We start from the raw sequence: 17,288 nt of genomic DNA, 5'->3' as shown, positions 1-17,288 counted from the left end.
GGAGGAAAGGCGGATGGACCGCATCTGGCGCGGGTTCAAGGTCCTCGCCTGGCTGATGGTCGTCACCGCCGTCCTCGCGAACGCCTGGCTCCTCTGGCTCTGGACCCACGGCGGCCTGAACGGCACGGGGCCCTACTTCGGATCGTGAGCTTCCTCCGTCCCCGGTGAAGTCCCGTTTCCTGCATGGCCGTTGACGACGTCATGGAGCTTCGTCCAGCGCGAACCAAGCCGGTCGTCCTGTTCCGCGGCGGGCTGCTGCCGGGCGTCGGCCGTCGGGCCGGGGTCTGCTCCGTCGTCACCCAGCAGGCTCTCCCGGATCAGTCGGGCGGCCTCGGGTCGGCCGGCTGCATGGGTGGCGTCGGCCACGCGGCGGGCGTAGACGTGACGCACCGGGGTGTCCTCGGCAAGGTCGACGTCCGCAAGCAGTTCGTTCAGAGGGCCGACCACCCGCGGCCCCATCGGCGGTGCGCCTGGGCCGGGTGGCCTGGGGCCGCCCGCTCCGGCGCTGCCCTTGCCGTCGTCGTCCAGGCGAGGCGGGGTGGGCGACACGTCGTCCAGAAACGGGACCGTTCGTGGGACCAAGTGTTCGTAGAGCTCGTCCACGGGCTCGTCATTGGCCGCCGCCGAGAGCTGCGCGAGCGGGCCGATCATGTCGACGGCCTCCCCTATCTGCTCGTCGTGCCGCGCCAGCCACCACATCACGGCACTGCCGGGCGACTTGAAGACGTCCTTACCGAGGTACACGCGCTTGCTCTGCTCGTACCGCCGCTCGTGCTCCCAGACCTCCTCGGTCTTTCGCACCTCGGACAGCTTCCCCAGCCTGGCCCGGTCGTCCTCGGAGAGGCTGAGTTCCACCCGACTGCCCATCGCCTCCACCAGGCCCGAGACGTCCGGGCTCTGAGTGCCGAGCACACCGTTCAGCCGGTGCAGCACCAGGTCGAGCCGCTCGGGCACCTCGCGTTCGGTCACCGCCCGGGCACGGGCCAGCACTGTCTCGACCGCTAGCCCCGCCGGGTCCGCGTGCACCAGCCCGGTCGTGTTCCGGATCGGGCGCCACCACACCGTCGCCGAGAAATGGAAGTCATAGTCCGGCACCCGGCTCGGCAACGCCACCCCGTTCACGTGGGTCTCCTCCCACGGTGGCTCGTCCGGACCCGGCTTCGGCCCCGGTGCCGGAGGCTGGGCCAGCGCCAGCAGCACTGCCAGCACCACGGCCACGGCTGCCGGCGCCGCCCATAGCCAGACCGGCCACCGTGCGGACAATCCGAGCGCCGCGGTCACCAGACCGGCCGCAAGGGCCAGCCCGACGAGCGGAGCCTTTCCCGTGCCCTTCACATCCCTCTCCCTCCGCGGACTCCCGCCGCAGTCAGGTCCAGTGGTTCGATGCCCTGCGCGAGGTCGATGTCCCGGCGGAAGCGTGCCGCGACGTCGGCCCGGCCGAGCGGCAGCGAGTCGTCGTCGGGTTCGGCGGACCAGTCGTACGTCAGCATGTAGTAGCGGCTGAGTACGTCGATCCGGCCGTCGGCGGCGTCGATCAGGATCCGCATCAGCCGCCCGCCGCCGCCGGGCTTGCGCCGGGCGGCCGAGAGCCACGTCCTGACCTTGGGGGACCACACGTCCGGCGGCGCGAGATCGAGGACTCCGCGCCACCCGCGGACCAGGAGGTCGTACCGCGCCTTGGAGGGCAGTGGGTCGACCAGCCCCAGGAAGATCCCGACGTCCGCGCGGTAGGGCGAGGACCGCTCCATCCCGTCGCAGGACCGGATGAGTAGTTCCTCGTGCAACCATTCCTGTCTGCAGAGGAGTTCGAACAGAGCAGCCCGGGCGTCGTGCGGGGCTCCCTCCCGTCGCGCGAGCTGGTGCAGTCGCACGAGTGCCTGGTTGGGATGGTGCGGAGCCATCACGTCGACGCAGATCCGTGCCAGGCCCCGGACCAGAAGAGGACGGGAACGCGTGTCCACCGACCAGTCGTAGATCTTCTTGCGGAACGCGGCACCCGACCGCTCGTCCTCGAGTCCCTGTTCCAGGACCGCCATTGCCGAGGGCAGGGAACCGGTTCCCTTCGCCCAGGCCTCGACGAGCTCGGTCAGCAGTTGGATGTCGCGGGAGGCCAGGGCCTGTTCGGTGAACCGGGAGACGAGCTTCCGGCGTTCGGTTTCCTCCAGGTACGGAGTCCTTCTGACCGCGCTCGAGACCCAGGACCCGATCGGCTCGCGCAAGTCCGGGTAGTAGAACCAGAAGTGGGAGCGTACGGCCGCTCCGTACGCCAGCGAACCGAAGCCTACCCGCCCTTTCGTCACCTGCACCTGTAGCTCCGGGAGCCGTGCCGTGAGGTCGGCCCGATCGAGCCGGGGGCGTTCGTCCTCGGGATGCCTGAGCGTCCTCAACAGTCGGTCGGAGAGCCGGAAGACCGCGTCTGCCGGTGCCCCGTCCAGCATCGCTGCCGTGAAAAGCAGTGCCCGTTGACGTCCTTCTGTCAGGCTGGCGATGTGCCGCTCCGCTTCTTCGCGCCGCATCCGAAGAGCGGCGATGGCCTGGACGGCCCAGGAGCCGGGTTCTCCTCCCTGCGACCGTGCCTCGACCATCAACTCGGACAGACGATTCAGTTCCCGCATGGGAGAGGACGCCAGCACCTCACCGAGGGAGGAGGATTGGAGTTCCAGGGACGGCATCTCGATGTGCTCGAAGTGCAGATGCCGGGCCAGGACGGCGCTGCCGTCGGGACGTCCGATCGGCACCAGCAACTGACGGAGGTCGGACTGGACGCGGTGCTCGTGATCCCGGGCCGCGGCCACCGCGAGTCGGCCGCCGCACCGTTCGATCATGGCCCAGTACGATCTCACCAGGTTATGCGCGTCGCCGAGTTCCTGCTCCGACATGCCCGACAGGTCGATCAGGACGCGCTCGCCCGCCGACAGCGCTGCCGGCTCGTCTCGTCGGTCGTCCAAGGCGACCTCGCGGAACGGATCGTCCTTGCCGCCCGCGCGGTGCAGCAGTACGACTGCTGCGGTCCGCCGCCCGTTACCGGGGTTTCCGGAGACCAGAACAGCGGTGCCGGCCCCTTCGAGGCGTTTGGCCGCCTCGCCGTATCCCGGGGGAGGGATGAAGCGCCGACTGAGCCACAGGCGCCGTTCGACCGCCATCCGGAGTGGGTCGCCGCCCTCGCGGATCAGCCGGTCAGCGACGAAGTAGTAGTTGTAGTTGTTCTGCGTGCCGCTGCCCGTGTGTGTCTGCCCCTGGGCGTTGTGGATCCGCGTCGTGTCGCCGTGGTCGGTCACCTGTGGCGGTCCTCACGGTCGCGGCGGTCGGTGAAGTCGTTGTTGACGGTGCCGCGTTCGACGTAGTTGCTGCCGTCGCCGTGGAACTCGACGCCGCCGTGGCGGATGGTGTTGTTCTGGGTGCCGCTGCCGGTGTGGACTGGTCCGCTCGCATTGTTGATGAACGTGCCCACGCCGTTTCCCACGGCGCCGATGCCTCCGCTCTGTTCGTGCCGGTAGTCCCGGGCCTGCATCACGCTGCCGTTGACCCGGCCGACCTCGTTGTGGGTGTCGACGCCGCCCGCGGCTGCAGTGATCTGCCCTTCGGCCTCGGCGAGTTGGGGGACTGCCTCGGCGAGGTCGTCGCCGAGGCGGCGGAGTCCGGAGTCGGCGTCGCGGTTGTCGAAGCGCCGGTACTGGCAGTCGGCGAGTTCGGCGATCTCGGGCGGGAGGGTGTGGCGGTTGAGGCGGGTCGTCCTGCCGACGAGGACTGGGACGACCAGGGCTCCGCTCTCGAAGGCCTCGGCGATCTCCTTCCGGGTCCAGTCCTCCGGGTCGTCGAGGGCGCGGCGGCCGTCCGCCGTGCGGGCGTCGGCCCAGCGCGGGCCGATGACGGCGATGAGCACGGTGCTGCGGCGGACAGCGGTCAGGAGTTCCTGGGGGAAGCGTCCGCCGATCCTGATGGACTTGCTGGCGCGGAAGACGCGTTCGTCGCCGAAGCGGCGCGAGAGCTCGCGCTCGATCAGGGTGGCGGTGGTGTCCTCGTCGCTGGTGCGGTAGTTGACGAAGATTTCGGGCATGACGGATCGCCTCTCGGAGCGGGGATGGACGGGTGGGAGCCGGGCTTGGGCGACGGCGTGCGGTCTACGGGTGCAGGGCTCTGGCGAGCAGGGGTTCGAGGTCCCGCACGGCACCGTCGGCCCGGAACCGGTGGAGTTCGCGTGCGAGCCGGCGGACATCGGCCCGGATGGTCGCCGAGTGCAGAGCGGGCACGAGCGGCAGGAGCTCCGCGGCGAGGGCCCCGGCGTGCTCGGGCCGGCCGCCGGCGGCGTGGGCGAGTGCGCGGCGAATGCCGTAGCGGGCGCGGCTGCGGATGGCGTGTACCGGGATTCGCGGGTACTCGCGGTCGAGCACCTCGGCGGCCTGGTCCGGCCGGCCGAGGTCGAACAGGCACCAGCCGGTGACCATGGCCGCCGGGTCGACGAGGCTGGTGGTGCCGAGAGCGGGTGATCCGGTGCCTTCTTCGGCGTCCGCCCTGGCGAGAAGTTCCCTGGCGCGGTCGAGGCTGCGCAGGCAGGCGTCGCGGTGACCGGCGAGGGCGTGGCCCTGGGCTTCCCGCTGGGCGGCGAGCCCGCGGATCCTGGGCGGCAGGCCGCCGTTCCGGGCCGGCTCGACGAGTTGGACGGTCTGGGCCGCGTCTCCCGCGTAGAAGGTGATCAGGGCTCGCCGGACGAGGGCGTACGACGCGAGGTGGTGGTCCCCGCCCGCCTCGGCGAGCTCGACGGCGCGGGCGGTCCAGGAGAGCGCGGCGTCGTCGTCACCGGCCTCCTGAGCCATCCAGCCCGCGTACTCCGCGTATCGGGCGGCGAGTGCGAGCAAGCGGGTGCGGTTCGCGGCGTCGGTCCGGGCCGCGAGGTCGCCGAGGGTGCGGATCTGGACGGTGAGCAGGGGCAGGAGTGTGCCGGGTGCGGTGGTCTGACCGAGTTGGCGCATCTGGTCGAATTGGGCTCGGAAGATCTCAACCGGTGCGGAGTCCGTGATGGCCGTCGTCGGGATGGACGGCTTCAGGGCGGGAACCGGGTGCGGGGGAGCGGCGAGCCCTCCGCCGATCAGTGACGTCGCCCCGGCGGCGAGGAGCTGCCGCCTGCCCAGCCCTTCGGAGCGGCGGACATCCTCGTGTCGGCCGTGTGCCGGCGGTGCTTCGCCGCCCGGTCCGTCGGGGCCTCCGGTGGACCGGGGCGTCCGTGGTTCGGTAGTGAGCAGCCGCTCCAGTTCGCCGGCGGCGTCGAGCTGGGCGTCGCAGCGGCGGGCGAACTCGGGCGGCGGCGCCTTGTGGCCCCGCTCGATCTTGCTGAGGTGGCCCTTGCTGTAGCTCAGCAGCTCGGCGAGCCGGGTGAGGGTGAGGCCTGCGGCGATCCGCCGTCGGCGGAGTTCCGGGCCGAACTCGTCGGACGACACTGCAGTCCTGTGCATGCCAACCCCCGTTTCTGGATCCGTTCGTTCGGGCGTCCGCCGAATCGAGTGGGCCGGAAGCGGTCTCCCCTCGCTTCCGCCCTGAATCCTGGCATGCGATCGCGCCGGTCAAACGGGAGTCCGTGGTGTTTCCTGTTTCCTCTTTCGATGCGAATAACCATAAGAATAAACCGAGTTGGCGACATTTACCGGGTGCAATAGATGCCATGCGCCGGAGAACGCCGAGGCCCCCGCCGGTGATCGGCAGGGGTCTCGGGGTGGGGGTTGGTGGTCAGGGGTAGGGGGTGTAGTTGCCGTTCGTGTCCAGGGCGTAGCTGCCGCTCTTGAGCCCGTCGACGGCGGTGTGCTTGAGCCATTCGCGGGCCATGTGGTGCAGGTCCTTGGCGCGGTTCTCCCAGACCATCTGGTGGCCGGCGCAGGCCACTCTGATCATCAGCTTGTCGGTCCCGGGGATGGCCGCATAGAGGGCGGGGACCGAGAAGTTGGTCTTGTCGTCCGGCGTCGGGTGGATCGCCTGGGTGTCGTCCTCTCCGTAGACGAGGAGGACGGGCACCACCGTGCCGAGGGTGTTGTCGAGCGGCACCGTCGCGTCGTTCCAGCCCCACCAGAAGGAGTTGCGGAACCGGCAGACGCCCTCCGGCACGCCGGAGTTCAGCGGGCCCCAGGTCTTGCCGACGGCGTCGTTGTCCATGATGGCCGCCCACACCACGTCGACCATGCCGCTCTCCCGCTGGCCCGCGCACTTCAGCTCGGGGTCCCACACGTGCGTCAGGTCGGCCTTCGTGAGGAGGTTCATCGGGAAGCCGAACTGGGCGGCCGGGGTGGTCAGGGGCAGCGGATGCGGTGCGCCGAACCGGGTGCCCGGCTTGCTCGCGTTGCCGCGGGGCGGGTAGATCGGCGCCAGGAGCATCAGGCTGCTCACCTTGCCGGGATGCTGCAGGACGTACGGTCCCATCACGAAGGCGGCCGCGGACCAGCCGACGAACGCGACCTGTGGCACGCTCCGCAGTTTCCTGACGAACTCGACGACCGTGTTCAGCTCGTCCCACTCGCTCTGCGAGTTGCCCAGCTGCTTCGGGTAGGCCGGGGGGCACGGCGCGGCCAGCGGGTTGGGGACCAGGTCGGCCTTCTGCTGTGCGGGGTTGGCGTTGCACGGGTTGTCCATCTCCGGCCGCGGTGACCGGCCGGAGCCTTGGAGGTCCATCACGAACACGTCGTAGCCTGCCTGGGCCAGGTCCTGGGCCCAGCTGTACCCGTCGTGCTGGAGGTCGAAGCCGGCGAGGGCCGGGACGCTGCGGCCGTGCAGCATCAGGACGGGCTCGGGGTCGTGGTGCGGCTTGGTCCCGTCGTACTCGCGGACGAACAGCTCGACGTGCTCGTTGAGGTTCGCGGGGACGGTCGAGACGTGCGGGACGGCATGGTCCTGGGGCGGGATGTTGGGCATCGTTCGCCCTCCGATCCGTCGATTCGGCCCCGGCTGGGTGGCCGGGGCCATCTCAGGCAAGGGTCCGCCGGGCGGACGGTCCGGCGCTCATCGGGTTGGGCCGCTCGGACGACGTGCGCTGCGGAGCCCGGGGTCGGCCGCCGGTTGCCGGGGCTGATGACGGGGGCTACAGGGACGGCGGCGGGAGGACGGCGTTCCGGGTGACGGGGGAGGAGAGGATCACCGACGTCGTGGTGCGGCCGAGGATGGAGATGAGTTCGATGAGTTCTTCCAGGTGGGTCGTGTCGCGGGCGGCGATCTTGAAGATCCAGCAGTCCTCGCCGATGACGTGGTGGACCTCCAGGACCTCGGGGCGGTGGACGAGTTCCTGGCTGCGGAGGTACTTGACGGTCACGCGCGCGTGCGGGGAGACGCGGACGAAGGCCTGGATGCCGTAGCCGAGGCGGGCGGGGGAGACCTGGGCGGCGTAGCCGGTGACGGTGCCGTCGGCTTCGAGGCGGCGGACGCGTTCGCCGACGGCGGCGGGGCTGAGACTGACGCGGCGGCCGAGCTCACTGAGCGTGATGCGGCCCTCGGTCTGGAGGAGCTCCAGGAGGTGCAGGTCGACGGCGTCCAGGGCGCTCTCGGGGCGCGCGGCGGACCGTCCTGAGGAATCGTCGGCGGCCGGGCCCGTCTGCCGTCGGTCTTTCGGTCGAAGCGCCTGAACTCCCATGATCTCCCCTTCATCAGATGACGCCGCACGGTAACACTTGTGGGCATGGAAAACGTGCTGGTCATTGGGGGGAACCGCTACTTCGGGCGGCGGCTGGTCACCCGGCTGCGGGACTCGGGAGCGCGGGTGAGCGTGCTGAACCGGGGGTCGGTGCCCCCACCGCCCGGGGTGGAGCGGCTGGTGGCGGATCGGGAGGACGCCGCGGCGCTGGGCGCGGTGCTCGCGGGCCGGGAGTTCGACGTCGTGGTCGACCAGGTCTGCTACACGCCGCTGCACGCCGAGGGAGCCGTGCGGACGTTCGCCGGGCGGGTCGGGCGGTACGTCATGACGTCCACCATCGAGGTGTACGACACGGGGGAGGACCGGCCGGCCGGTGTGCCGCTCGGCGAGGACGTCGTCGATCCGGCCCGGTGGCCGGTGCGGCTGGAACTGCCGTGGACCGACCGGAAGTTCAGGGATCGATCGTACGGCGAGGGCAAGCGGCAGGCGGAGGCGGTGCTGGCCCGCAGTGACGCGTTCCCGTTCGTCGCCGTCCGGGCCGGGCACGTGCTGGGCGCCGACGACTTCACCGGGCGCCTCGCGCACTACCGCGAACGGATCGAGGCCGGGCTCCCGGTGGCCGTCCACCCGGCGAACCTGCCCTCCTCGTACGCGCACGAGGCAGAAATGGCCGACGTCCTGCACTGGGCGGCCGGCGCGCGGTTCACCGGGGCCGTCAACGCCTGCTCGCACGGCGAGTTGACGGCCACGGACCTCTGCGACCTGATCGCGCAGGGGAGTTCGTACCGGACGGCCGCACCCGCGCCCGGCGACGAGGCCTCGCCGTTCTCCTTCGACCGCTACTACGGCATGGACAACTCCCGTGCCGAACAGCTCGGTTACTCCTTCTCCCACACCCGCGACTGGCTGCCCGAGCTCGTCGCCGAGACGCTTCGACGAGGAGCCGCCGCATGACCGCCACCCGCCGCCTCGGATCCCTGGACGTCAGCGCGATCGGCCTCGGCGCCATGCCGCTCTCCGTCGAGGGCCGCCCCGACGAGGAACGGGCGGTCGCGACCGTCCACGCCGCACTCGACGCCGGCATCACGCTGATCGACACCGCCGACTCCTACCACTGGCACGCCGACGAGTACGGCCACAACGAACGCCTCGTCGCCCGCGCCCTCGCCGCGTACGGCCCCGGCGCCGACGGCGTGCTGGTCGCCACCAAGGGCGGCCGCGGCCGGCCCGGCGACGGCTCCTGGACCATCGACGGCGATCCGGCCCACCTCAAGCGGGCCTGCGAGGGCTCGCTGCGCCGTCTCGGCGTCGAGGCGATCGGCCTGTACCAGCAGCACTACCCGGACCCGCGGGTCCCGTACGAGGACTCGCTCGGCGCGGTGCGCGAGCTGTACGACGAGGGCAAGATCCGGGCGGCCGGCATCTCCAACGTCTCGGTGGAGCAGGTGCGGCAGGCGCGCGGGATCCTCGGTGACGCCCTGGTGTCCGTCCAGAACCGTTTCTCACCGGCGTTCCTGCAGCACCGGCCGGTGCTGGAGCTGTGCACCGAACTCGGCCTCGCGTTCCTGCCCTGGAGCCCGCTCGGCGGCATCGGACGGGCGGACGCGGTCGGGAGCGGCGGGTTCGCCGAGGTCGCGGCCGGGCGCGGGGTGAGCCCGCAGCGCGTGGCGCTCGCCTGGCTGCTGGCCGTGTCGCCGGTGATGCTGCCGATCCCGGGCGCGAGCCGGCCGGAGACGATCCGGGACTCGGCCGCCGCGGCCGAACTGGTGCTGACGGAGGAGGAACTGAACGTGCTCCCGGTGGTCGGCCGAGCGGCAGCGCGCGGCTGATTCGCGGGTCGCGCCCGGCTGATTCGTGGGACGCGCCCGGCGGACGCCGGATACGTGGGTGGGGCGGGCGGAATTCTGGGGTCCGATCCCTCATGCGGGCGGGCGGCGGACGGTGTTGGCTCTGTGTGTGCCGGAGGGAAGTCCGGCGCGAAGCAGCAGCAACTCCACCCGATGCTGCTCCGGCGGATCCGTGCGGGGGCAGCGGGCAGCGTCCCCGCACGGATCGCGCCGTCCTCCCGGCCATCGAGGGCGGTCGTCCGCACGAACCGCAGAGGAAGACATGCGCGACGAACCGGACGAGTTCGGGACGGCGGTGGCCGGTATCGCGGCCTTCGTCGCGGCCGCCGCCGACCCCGCGTGCAGCACGCTGTTCCCCGCGGACCCGTTCGCCCGCACCACCAACCCGCTGAGCCTCGGCTTCGGTGCGAGCGGCGTCCTGTGGGCGCTGGACGCCTCGGGCGTCCCGCTGCGGCCCGGCTGGAAGGAGTGGCTGCGCGAGCGGCTCGACGCGGTCGACCCGGCAACGCACCCCGCCGGTCTCATGGACGGCCTGGCCGGCCTCGCCTGGACCTCCGACGAGCTCGGATTCCGCGGCCAGGCACGGACGTTGCTCGCCCTGGCCAACCGGCGGGCCGCCGAGTCGGGCGATCACTCCTTCTACTGCGGCCTCGCCGGCGTCGGCATGACGAACCTGCGCTTCTACGTGCGCGGCCACGACGAACGCGACCTCGCCGCCGCCCTCGACTGCGCGCGGGCACTGCGCGAGACCGTGCGGCGCGACGGCGAACACGCCTACTGGATCGGCGAGTTCGGCGAGTTCGGCGCGTTCGGCGAGTTGGAGGAGTGCAGCGAGTTCTCCGTGGCCGGTCCGCTCACGGGTCTCGCCTTCGGCCAGGCCGGCGTGGCGATGTTCCTGCTCAGGCTGTACCAGGTCACGGGTGACGAGAGCCATCTGGGGCTCGGTCGCGCCGCCCTCGCGTGGGAGCTGGCGCAGGCCCGACTCGTCGACGGCGTGCCCGTGTTCGAGCACGAGGGCGCCATGGGACCGTACGTCGAGGCGGGCGGCGCCGGCATCGCCAGTGTACTGCTGCGCTACGGCGGCCTCGACGACGCGCGGGCCGTGCTGCGCGCGCTGGACGTGCCCGGCCGGGGCTTCGGCCACGGCCACGGCCACAGCTCCGGCACGGTCGGTGTCGCCGACGCCCTGCTCGACGCCGCCGAGATCACCGGGGACCGGGCCTACCGGGAGACCGCCCTGCGTCGGCTCGACGTCGTCCGCAGGGCCTTCCTCTCCGAGCCCGGCGAGGCCGTGTCCCGCTTCGCCTGCGACTACCTGACCGGCTCGGCGGGCGTGCTGCGCGTGCTGCACCGCGCGCACCACGGCTGCCCGGCGGACTTCCTGCTCGACGAACTGTCCCGGTGACCGGGCTCCGGGCCGCGTCGCCACCGGGCCCGGTACGCGCGACACGCCCCAGGGCGTGCCCTACCCGTGCACGGCCAGGTCCGCGGCCAGCCGGCAGAGTGCGGCCCGGTCGGGGCGGCCGGTCTTCTGGATCAGGCTGGCCAGGTGCTTCTCGACCGTGCGCGGCGAGATCGACAGCAGCCGGGCCAGGTCCTGGTTGCCGGGACGGTCGACGAGCAGCGCCAGCACCTCGTACTCGCGCGGCGTGACGCCCTGGGCGCGCAGCCCGGCCGGGATCAGCTCGCGGCCCCTGCGGCGCTGGGCGACGTTCACCCCCGCCTGCCGGAGCAGCGCGCGGCAGGCGCCCGCCACCGGAGGGACGTCGAGCGCGTGGAAGTACTCCTCGGCGGTCCGCAGCCAGGCCACCGGGTCGCCCCAGCCGTCGGCGAGCGCGGCCTCGGCGACCAGGCGCAGCCCCAGGTGGTGCCCGGTGGGGAAGCGCCCGGGATCCCGCCGGACCCGGGCGACCGCCTCGGCGGCCTCGGCGGCCAGGCCCTCCCGGCCCAGCAGCACCGCCTCGGCGAGGTCCAGGAACTGCCGGTTCCACGCGAGTTCGGCGCCCGGCGACGCGGCGACGGCGGCGTGTTCGGCCCAGCCCGCCGTGCCGGCCAGCACTGCCAGCAGCGGGCGCAGGCCGTACCGCCCGGCGAGGAAGTAGACGTTCGGGTGCTCGGCCTCCCAGGCCGCCGCCGCCGCGAACTCGGCGTCCGCCGTCGCGCGGTCCTCCTCCAGCAGCGCGCACATGGCCCGGCACAGGCCGAGCATCACCGGCGTCAGCAGTGAACCCTCGCCGCCCGCCTGCCGGAACGCCCGCAGGACGTGCTCCATCGTGCGCCGCCGCCCCTGGTGGGCGGCCAGGGTCGCGGAGGTCAGCAGCAGGTAGCGGTGCGTCGCGTGGTTGCGCATCCGGCCGGCCGCGTCCAGGCACCGCCCGATGATCTCCTCGGCCGTCGCCGGATCGCCCGAGAGGACGGCGTGCATCGCCAGGAACCCCTCGGTGCGCTGGCTCAGCACGATCGAGCCGAGGTCCTCGGCCGCCGCCCTCGCCTGCTCCAGCCGCCGCGCCTCGCCGGTGCGCATGAACGCGTTGCCGCCCAGCCGGATCAGCGCCTCGAACCGCCAGCCCGGCAGCCCGTGCGTCTCGGCCACGGCGAGCATCCGCTCCAGGCAGCCGTCGGCGACGTCGAAGCCGTGCGTGCGGGAGAGCATCGCGAGCACCTGCCAGGCCTGGCAGGCCAGGACCGGCAGCCCGGCCCGCTCGGCCATGTCCGCCGCCTCCTCGGCGAGCCGCTCGGCGTCCGGCAGCCGCTCCTCCTCGCCGGGCAGCAGGGCCAGGTGCGCCTCGACGACCGCCAGTGCGGCGGCCTGCTCCGGCGCGCCGCCGTTGTGCAGCCGGGCCCGGGCCGCGGCCACCTGGGCGACCGTCTCCGCGCTCCGCTCGGCCACGACGGCGGCCCAGGCCAGCCGCGTGTGCAGGGCGACCATGCGGTCGGCGGCCAGCGTCGTCGAACCGAGCGTCGGCAGCGTGCCGGCCAGCGCGAACGCCCGGTCCAACCGGCCGTCCTCGGCGAGCGCGTGCGCCAGCGACTCGGTGATCTCCGCCCGGTGCGCCGGGCCGGCCAGCGACTCGGCCCGTTCCAGCAGCAGCACCGCCGACGCCGAGGCGCCGTCGGCCATCGTCAGCCGACCGGCCTCGGCGAGCAGCAGTGCCGCGCCCGGGCGGTCGTCCGCGGTGACGAGCAGGTCGGCGACCAGCTGGCACCGGTCGGGGGTCGGCGGCCCGTCCTCGCGCAGCGCGTCGGCGGCCCGGCGGGCGAGTGCGGCGCGCTGCGCGGCGGGGATGCCGGCGAGCACGGCATCGACGGTGATCGCGTGGCGGAACGCGTAGTCGTGCGGAGAGGAGTCGTCGGGGACGAGGAAGTGCGCCTCGGTCGCCGCCCGGAGGCGGCTGAACAGGGTGGGGTCGTCGAGTCCGGTGACGGTCCGCAGGGCGGAGACGCAGCAGCGCGGGCCGATGGTGGCCGCCAGGAGGAGGAAGTCGCGCAGCGGGGGGTCGACTTGCAGGAGGCGGTGGCCGAAGCTCTGCACGACGGTGGTCGGCACGGTGGTGTCGAGGTCGCCGGTGACGTGCCAGCCGCCGGCGGCCTGTGAGCGGTTGGTGGCCTGTGGGCCGTCGGCGGCCTGTGGGTCGTCGGTGGTGGTGCTCAGCAGCTTGGAGTCGACCAGGTCGGCGAGGAGTTCCTCGGCGAGGTACGGGTTGCCGTCGCTGCGGGCGACCAGCCGCTCCACGACGGCGTCCGGTACGTCGGCGGCCGGGGCGTCCAGGCAGCTGGCCACCAGGGCTCTTATCTCGGGAGCGGTCAGCGGCCGCAGCGTCGCGACGGTGGCGACGCGACGGCGCTCGGTGCTCCGCGCGAGGTTCAGTGCGGTGCCCGGGTCCGGGCGGACGGTGGCGAGGAGGAGGACGGGCAGGCGGCCGAGGTTGTCGGCGAGGTACTCCGTGACGGCGACGGACTCGGAGTCCGCCCAGTGCAGGTCTTCCAGGGCGAGGACGCAGCCGCCGTCCCGGCCGATCACGGCGAGCAGGCGCAGCAGCGCCTCGGCCAGTTCGACGACGCTCTCGGTGCGGCCGGGGGCGGCGGCGTTCCGCCACTCCGGGACGACCCGGGCCAGGGCCGAACGGTAGGGGAGCAGTTCGGGGTCGGCGGGTGGGGCGGTGGTGCGGAAGTGCGAGGACAGCGCCTCCAACAGCGGACGGAACGGGGTTCCGCCGCCGGTGATGCTGCCGCGGCCGCGCAGCACCGGGATGCCGCGGTCCGCCGCCTGCTGGACGCAGTGGTCGACCAGCCGGGACTTGCCGATTCCGGGCTCGCCGACCAGGAACACCGTGCGGCCGGTGCTCTCCCGAAGCTGCGTCAAGGATCTCTCCAGCAGGGAGATTTCTTCCTGACGGCCGATGGTGACCGGCGAAGTGATGCGCATGTCGGCAGGGTAGTTGATCGTATGAACAAGTTGACAAAACGATTGCCAAAATCCCGGGGCGGGCAGGCGGTTGCGGGTGGGGGCGGGGGCCGCTGCGCGGGGTGTGGGGCGTGGGGTGGGCTTTCGGGTGGGTGGGGTTCGCCGGGGGTGGCGGAGGGGGTGCGGAGGTGAGGGGGTGGGGTGGGTGCATCGGTGCGGGTGTGCCGACGGCCGGGGGCGGGGGGCTTTGGGCTCCCCGGCTCCGGCCGTCGGGTGAGTGGTGGCTAGCGGAAGGTCACCGTCTCGATCGTGCACTTGCTGCGGTCGCGGGTGCCCATCAGTTCGGCGCGGCGGGTGAGCAGGCCGGTGGTGGTCGGGCGGAGGCGGATCGCGCCGATCGGGTCGTCCTGGGCCGCTTCCTGGGCGACGATCGGCGACGTCCGGCGACGGACGGTCTCGTGGATGTCCATGGCTCTTCCTCTCGTTCGGGGGGTCACGGCGTCCGGTGTGACGGCCGTGGTTCGATCGGCGCTCGCAGGAGCAGCGCCGAAGGCGTGTGGTCGGGGAACCCGAGCCGCAGCAGCCCGTGGCCGATGCCGGCCAGGCCGGTCAGGAGGCCGGGGGCCGGGACGGCGGACGGGGTGCCGCAGACCGGGCCGGCCCGGTCGAGTGCGGCGAGCAGGGCGGTGGTGCGGGTGCCGAGCGCCGGGTCCTTCACGTGGGCGAGCAGTTCGAGGACGCCGAGTTCGCCGTGGCACGGGCTGTGGGTGGGGAGTGGGCCGGCTGCGGCCGTGCGTTCGGTGGTGGTCTTGACGTGGTGGCTGAGGTGTTCGTCGGCCTGTGCGGCTCCGCTGTCGGCGATGGCGAGGGCGATTCCGGGCGCGCCTTCGCACCACGTCGACCGGGGGGTCGGCGAGGTGGCGGCGGCGTTCAGTGCGGCCAGCCCGGCTCGCTTGTGTTCCGTGCTGTCGTCCTCGGTCTCGGCGAAGCGGAGAAGTGCCCATCCGATGCCGGCGGTTCCGGTGGTGAAGCCGTGCTGGGTGGGCAGCGTGCGGGAGAGCAGCGCGTCCGCGCAGCGGCGGGCGCCTTGCCGGGCTTCGGCGGTGCCGACGGCCAGGAGGGCGGCGAGGCCGCCGGCGGTGCCCTCGGCGAGGGTGGGGGAGTGTTCCGCTTCGGCTGCTGCGGCGGTCAGTTGGACGGCCGGGGCGAGCCAGGCGGCGATCTCGTGGTCGTCCAGGAGGACGGCGAGCCGGCTCAGCGCGTAGGTGAGGCCGCCGAGGCCCGTGAACGCGCCGGAGCCGATCAGTGGCGGTTCCGCGGGCCGGGCCGTGAGTCGGTCGAGGAGTTCGGGCACCGGGCGCAGGGCCTGGCGGGCGGCCTCGGCGTAGCGGTCCCCGCCGGTGAGCTCGGCGAGTTGGGCGAGGAACAGGGCGGGGCCGGGGTAGCCGCCGCCCAGGTCGGCGCCGGCGGGGGCGGGCTGCCAGTAGCGGTCGCCGAGGAGTTCGAGGGTGATCCAGTTGATTCGGCCGGTGGTGCGGTGGGCCTCGTCGAGGAGGGTGTCGCCGATCCGGCGGGCGGCGTTCAGGAGGTCGGCGGGGGAGGGGGGTCGGGCGCCGGGGCGGGGAGTCCTGGGCGGGGTGGGGGCCGGCTGGTGGGCCGGGGTGGCCGAGCGGCTCGTCATGGCCGCGCGGATGATCCACTCCTGGTGGGGGCAGGGTTGCCCGAGCCGCTCCCCGACCCGGTCGAGGCCCGGGCGGTCCAGTGCGCCGCGCACGCGCCTGCCCTGGCCGGTCCACAGGTCGGCCGTTCCCGGGCGGGTGGTGAAGACGGGTACGTCGCCGTTCCAGAGCTCTGCCGCTTCGTCGTCGGCCAGCCCGGTCCAGCCGGGGTGGTCGGTGCCGTCCGCGAGGGCGTCCCGGAGCAGGGCGTCCCGGTCGGCCGCGTCCTTCAGGAGGCCGGGGTGGGTGGACTCGTCGAGCAGCGTGGCGTAGTCGGCCGTCGCGCGGACGACGACGCGGGTCTCGTCGTCGGCGAACGCCGGCAGGAGGGCGAGCAGTCCGTCCCTGTCGTCGGCGAGGATGCGGCGGGCCAGGCGGTAGCCGTCGAGCAGGGCGTCGGCGTGGTCGGCCGGGTCGGCGTCCGTGCCGGCGAGGGTGGGGCGGTTGGCGCCGCCGTGGAGTTCGCCGGAGTGGCGGACGAGCCGCATCCGGTCGGTGCCGGCCTCCTCCCACCGCACGGACTCCCCGGGCACGGTGGCTCCGGCGTCGCCGCCCAGCCCGGAGGCGTCCACGGCCTGTTCGTCACCGAGGATCAGGCGCGGCAGCAAGCCGGTCCGGTGCACCGAGGCGGCGAGGGCGACGGCCGCCGGGTCGACGGACTCCTCGGGCCGCTGCGGTGCGGGCGGGTGGAAGAGGGTTTCGAGGTCGACCGGTACGGGGTGGTCCGCGCACGCGATGAGGTTCTCGAAGTGCAGGTCGGTGCAGTCGAAGGCGTGCAGCAGCGCGAGCCACGCGCCCTGCCGGAGGTAGAAGCGCTCGACGTCCCGGGGCGTCGTGCACGGGCGGCGGTCGACGAACTCCGTCCAGCCGTAGCCGTCCCGGGAGAGCAGGGCGACGGCGCGCAGACCGGGCGAGCCGGGCTGGGCGTTGAACCGGTCGATGACGGCGTTGAAGTGGTGGTGGGTCCGTAGGGAGCGTGGCTTGTACACGACCCGTTTCGTGGTGGTGAAGCCCAGTACGGCGACGGTGCGGCCGCGTCGGTGCTGGTCGCCGGTGCGGTGGACGGCGGTGAGCGGGCCGGGGTCGGTGCCGCCGAGCAGCGTGGTGACGATGTCCGCCCGGTCGGCGGCGAACCGGTTCAGCAGGTCGGTGAGTGCCTCGGTGGCGGCCAGGCAGGTCTGCGCGAGGATCCTCGCCAGGACGGGGTAGGTGTGGAAGAGGCCCGAGAGGCCGGACTGGTGGGCCGTCGCCTTGATGTAGGAGCGGAAACGATTCTCTGGGGTGGCGCCTGGCAGCTGGCCGTTCGTCCGGGCGGCGTGGAGTTCCAGGACGAGCGTGCGGGCGGCCTGCCGGGTGAGGGCGTCCGCGAGGTCGTCGGCGAACCGGGCGCGGATCGCGGGGAGGTCGGCGAGCTCCGGCGGGATCGCGGTGCGCACGCGGGTCAGCGCGGTCCGGACGAGCGGCGCCACGACCGGGCGGAATCCGGTGGTTCCGGGGAGCGGTCCCGTGGGTGTCCGCGGTGCCCCGGCGCCGGCGACCGCTTCTTCGACGAAGGCGGCCCACGCGGGGCGGCCGTCACGCGCGGGCTCGCCGGGGCGCAGGCCCGGCTCCCACCAGCGTCCCGTCAGGGCCGTGGCCGTGGCCGTCGCGTCGCTCGGAGGAGTGGTCACGGCACAGAGCGTGTCAGCCGGAAGACGGTTCGCACAAGAGTT

13 protein-coding genes are annotated in these 17,288 nt (G+C 73.0%); 4 read left to right on the top strand and 9 right to left on the bottom strand.

The window, feature by feature from the left end:
• Positions 1 to 13 precede the first annotated feature (13 nt).
• Positions 14 to 148 (top strand): hypothetical protein, encoded by a 135-nt coding sequence (locus ACFVSN_RS26670; protein ID WP_387591065.1) that lies wholly within the window; start codon positions 14 to 16, stop codon positions 146 to 148.
• Here the strand turns inward: ACFVSN_RS26670 and ACFVSN_RS26665 are convergent.
• The 6 genes from ACFVSN_RS26665 to ACFVSN_RS26640 all read right to left on the bottom strand — a co-directional run bounded on the left by ACFVSN_RS26665 (position 133) and on the right by ACFVSN_RS26640 (position 7,606).
• Positions 133 to 1,335, bottom strand: a complete 1,203-nt coding sequence (locus tag ACFVSN_RS26665) for a hypothetical protein (RefSeq protein ID WP_387591068.1) — start codon at positions 1,333 to 1,335, stop codon at positions 133 to 135. The two genes, ACFVSN_RS26670 and ACFVSN_RS26665, sit on opposite strands and share 16 nt — an antisense overlap.
• Entirely contained in the window at positions 1,332 to 3,278 is a 1,947-nt protein-coding gene (locus ACFVSN_RS26660) for a hypothetical protein (RefSeq protein WP_387591071.1), read from the bottom strand. Before ACFVSN_RS26660 ends, ACFVSN_RS26665 begins: the two co-directional genes overlap by 4 nt.
• Complete coding sequence (locus tag ACFVSN_RS26655; RefSeq protein WP_387591074.1) at positions 3,275 to 4,057, bottom strand: toll/interleukin-1 receptor domain-containing protein; 783 nt, start codon at positions 4,055 to 4,057, stop codon at positions 3,275 to 3,277. Before ACFVSN_RS26655 ends, ACFVSN_RS26660 begins: the two co-directional genes overlap by 4 nt.
• 64 nt (positions 4,058 to 4,121) lie before the next feature.
• Positions 4,122 to 5,450 (bottom strand): helix-turn-helix domain-containing protein, encoded by a 1,329-nt coding sequence (locus ACFVSN_RS26650; RefSeq protein ID WP_387591077.1) that lies wholly within the window; start codon positions 5,448 to 5,450, stop codon positions 4,122 to 4,124.
• Positions 5,451 to 5,721: 271 nt separating this feature from the next.
• Positions 5,722 to 6,894 (bottom strand): alpha/beta fold hydrolase, encoded by a 1,173-nt coding sequence (locus ACFVSN_RS26645; RefSeq protein WP_387591080.1) that lies wholly within the window; start codon positions 6,892 to 6,894, stop codon positions 5,722 to 5,724.
• Between the two features lie 166 nt (positions 6,895 to 7,060).
• Positions 7,061 to 7,606, bottom strand: coding sequence for an Lrp/AsnC family transcriptional regulator (locus tag ACFVSN_RS26640; protein WP_380446184.1), 546 nt, complete (start codon positions 7,604 to 7,606; stop codon positions 7,061 to 7,063).
• Between the two features lie 45 nt (positions 7,607 to 7,651).
• On the opposite strand from ACFVSN_RS26640, the gene ACFVSN_RS26635 reads away from it, so the two are divergent.
• The 3 genes from ACFVSN_RS26635 (at position 7,652) to ACFVSN_RS26625 (ending at position 10,858) form a co-directional block, all read left to right on the top strand.
• Positions 7,652 to 8,560, top strand: a complete 909-nt coding sequence (locus ACFVSN_RS26635; RefSeq protein ID WP_380446183.1) for an NAD-dependent epimerase/dehydratase family protein — start codon at positions 7,652 to 7,654, stop codon at positions 8,558 to 8,560.
• Entirely contained in the window at positions 8,557 to 9,435 is an 879-nt protein-coding gene (locus ACFVSN_RS26630; RefSeq protein ID WP_380503300.1) for an aldo/keto reductase, read from the top strand. Before ACFVSN_RS26635 ends, ACFVSN_RS26630 begins: the two co-directional genes overlap by 4 nt.
• A 280-nt stretch (positions 9,436 to 9,715) precedes the next feature.
• Positions 9,716 to 10,858 carry a lanthionine synthetase C family protein gene (locus ACFVSN_RS26625; protein ID WP_387956705.1) on the top strand — a complete coding sequence of 381 codons (1,143 nt, stop codon included), beginning with the start codon at positions 9,716 to 9,718 and terminating at the stop codon, positions 10,856 to 10,858.
• A 60-nt stretch (positions 10,859 to 10,918) separates the two neighbouring features.
• On the opposite strand, the gene ACFVSN_RS26620 is transcribed toward ACFVSN_RS26625, so the two are convergent.
• From ACFVSN_RS26620 to ACFVSN_RS26610, 3 genes are all read right to left on the bottom strand, one after another.
• Positions 10,919 to 13,879 carry an ATP-binding protein gene (locus tag ACFVSN_RS26620; protein ID WP_387591087.1) on the bottom strand — a complete coding sequence of 987 codons (2,961 nt, stop codon included), beginning with the start codon at positions 13,877 to 13,879 and terminating at the stop codon, positions 10,919 to 10,921.
• A gap of 263 nt (positions 13,880 to 14,142) precedes the next feature.
• Complete coding sequence (locus ACFVSN_RS26615; RefSeq protein WP_387591090.1) at positions 14,143 to 14,328, bottom strand: hypothetical protein; 186 nt, start codon at positions 14,326 to 14,328, stop codon at positions 14,143 to 14,145.
• A 23-nt stretch (positions 14,329 to 14,351) separates the two neighbouring features.
• On the bottom strand, positions 14,352 to 17,246 hold the full coding sequence (locus ACFVSN_RS26610) for a type 2 lanthipeptide synthetase LanM family protein (RefSeq protein ID WP_387591093.1): 2,895 nt from the start codon (positions 17,244 to 17,246) through the stop codon (positions 14,352 to 14,354).
• Positions 17,247 to 17,288 lie beyond the last annotated feature (42 nt).

The organism is Kitasatospora sp. NPDC057904 (assembly GCF_042887925.1).
Taxonomy (GTDB): domain Bacteria; phylum Actinomycetota; class Actinomycetes; order Streptomycetales; family Streptomycetaceae; genus Kitasatospora.
This window is presented reverse-complemented; position numbering and strand designations above follow the sequence as displayed.

Coding starts and splice junctions, on each gene's coding strand:
- ACFVSN_RS26645 (WP_387591080.1), bottom strand. CDS start 6,894: ATGCCCAACATCCCGCCCCAGGACCATGCCGTCCCGCACGTCTCGACC.
- ACFVSN_RS26625 (WP_387956705.1), top strand. CDS start 9,716: ATGCGCGACGAACCGGACGAGTTCGGGACGGCGGTGGCCGGTATCGCG.
- ACFVSN_RS26670 (WP_387591065.1), top strand. CDS start 14: ATGGACCGCATCTGGCGCGGGTTCAAGGTCCTCGCCTGGCTGATGGTC.
- ACFVSN_RS26640 (WP_380446184.1), bottom strand. CDS start 7,606: ATGGGAGTTCAGGCGCTTCGACCGAAAGACCGACGGCAGACGGGCCCG.
- ACFVSN_RS26655 (WP_387591074.1), bottom strand. CDS start 4,057: ATGCCCGAAATCTTCGTCAACTACCGCACCAGCGACGAGGACACCACC.
- ACFVSN_RS26635 (WP_380446183.1), top strand. CDS start 7,652: ATGGAAAACGTGCTGGTCATTGGGGGGAACCGCTACTTCGGGCGGCGG.
- ACFVSN_RS26650 (WP_387591077.1), bottom strand. CDS start 5,450: ATGCACAGGACTGCAGTGTCGTCCGACGAGTTCGGCCCGGAACTCCGC.
- ACFVSN_RS26630 (WP_380503300.1), top strand. CDS start 8,557: ATGACCGCCACCCGCCGCCTCGGATCCCTGGACGTCAGCGCGATCGGC.
- ACFVSN_RS26615 (WP_387591090.1), bottom strand. CDS start 14,328: ATGGACATCCACGAGACCGTCCGTCGCCGGACGTCGCCGATCGTCGCC.
- ACFVSN_RS26620 (WP_387591087.1), bottom strand. CDS start 13,879: ATGCGCATCACTTCGCCGGTCACCATCGGCCGTCAGGAAGAAATCTCC.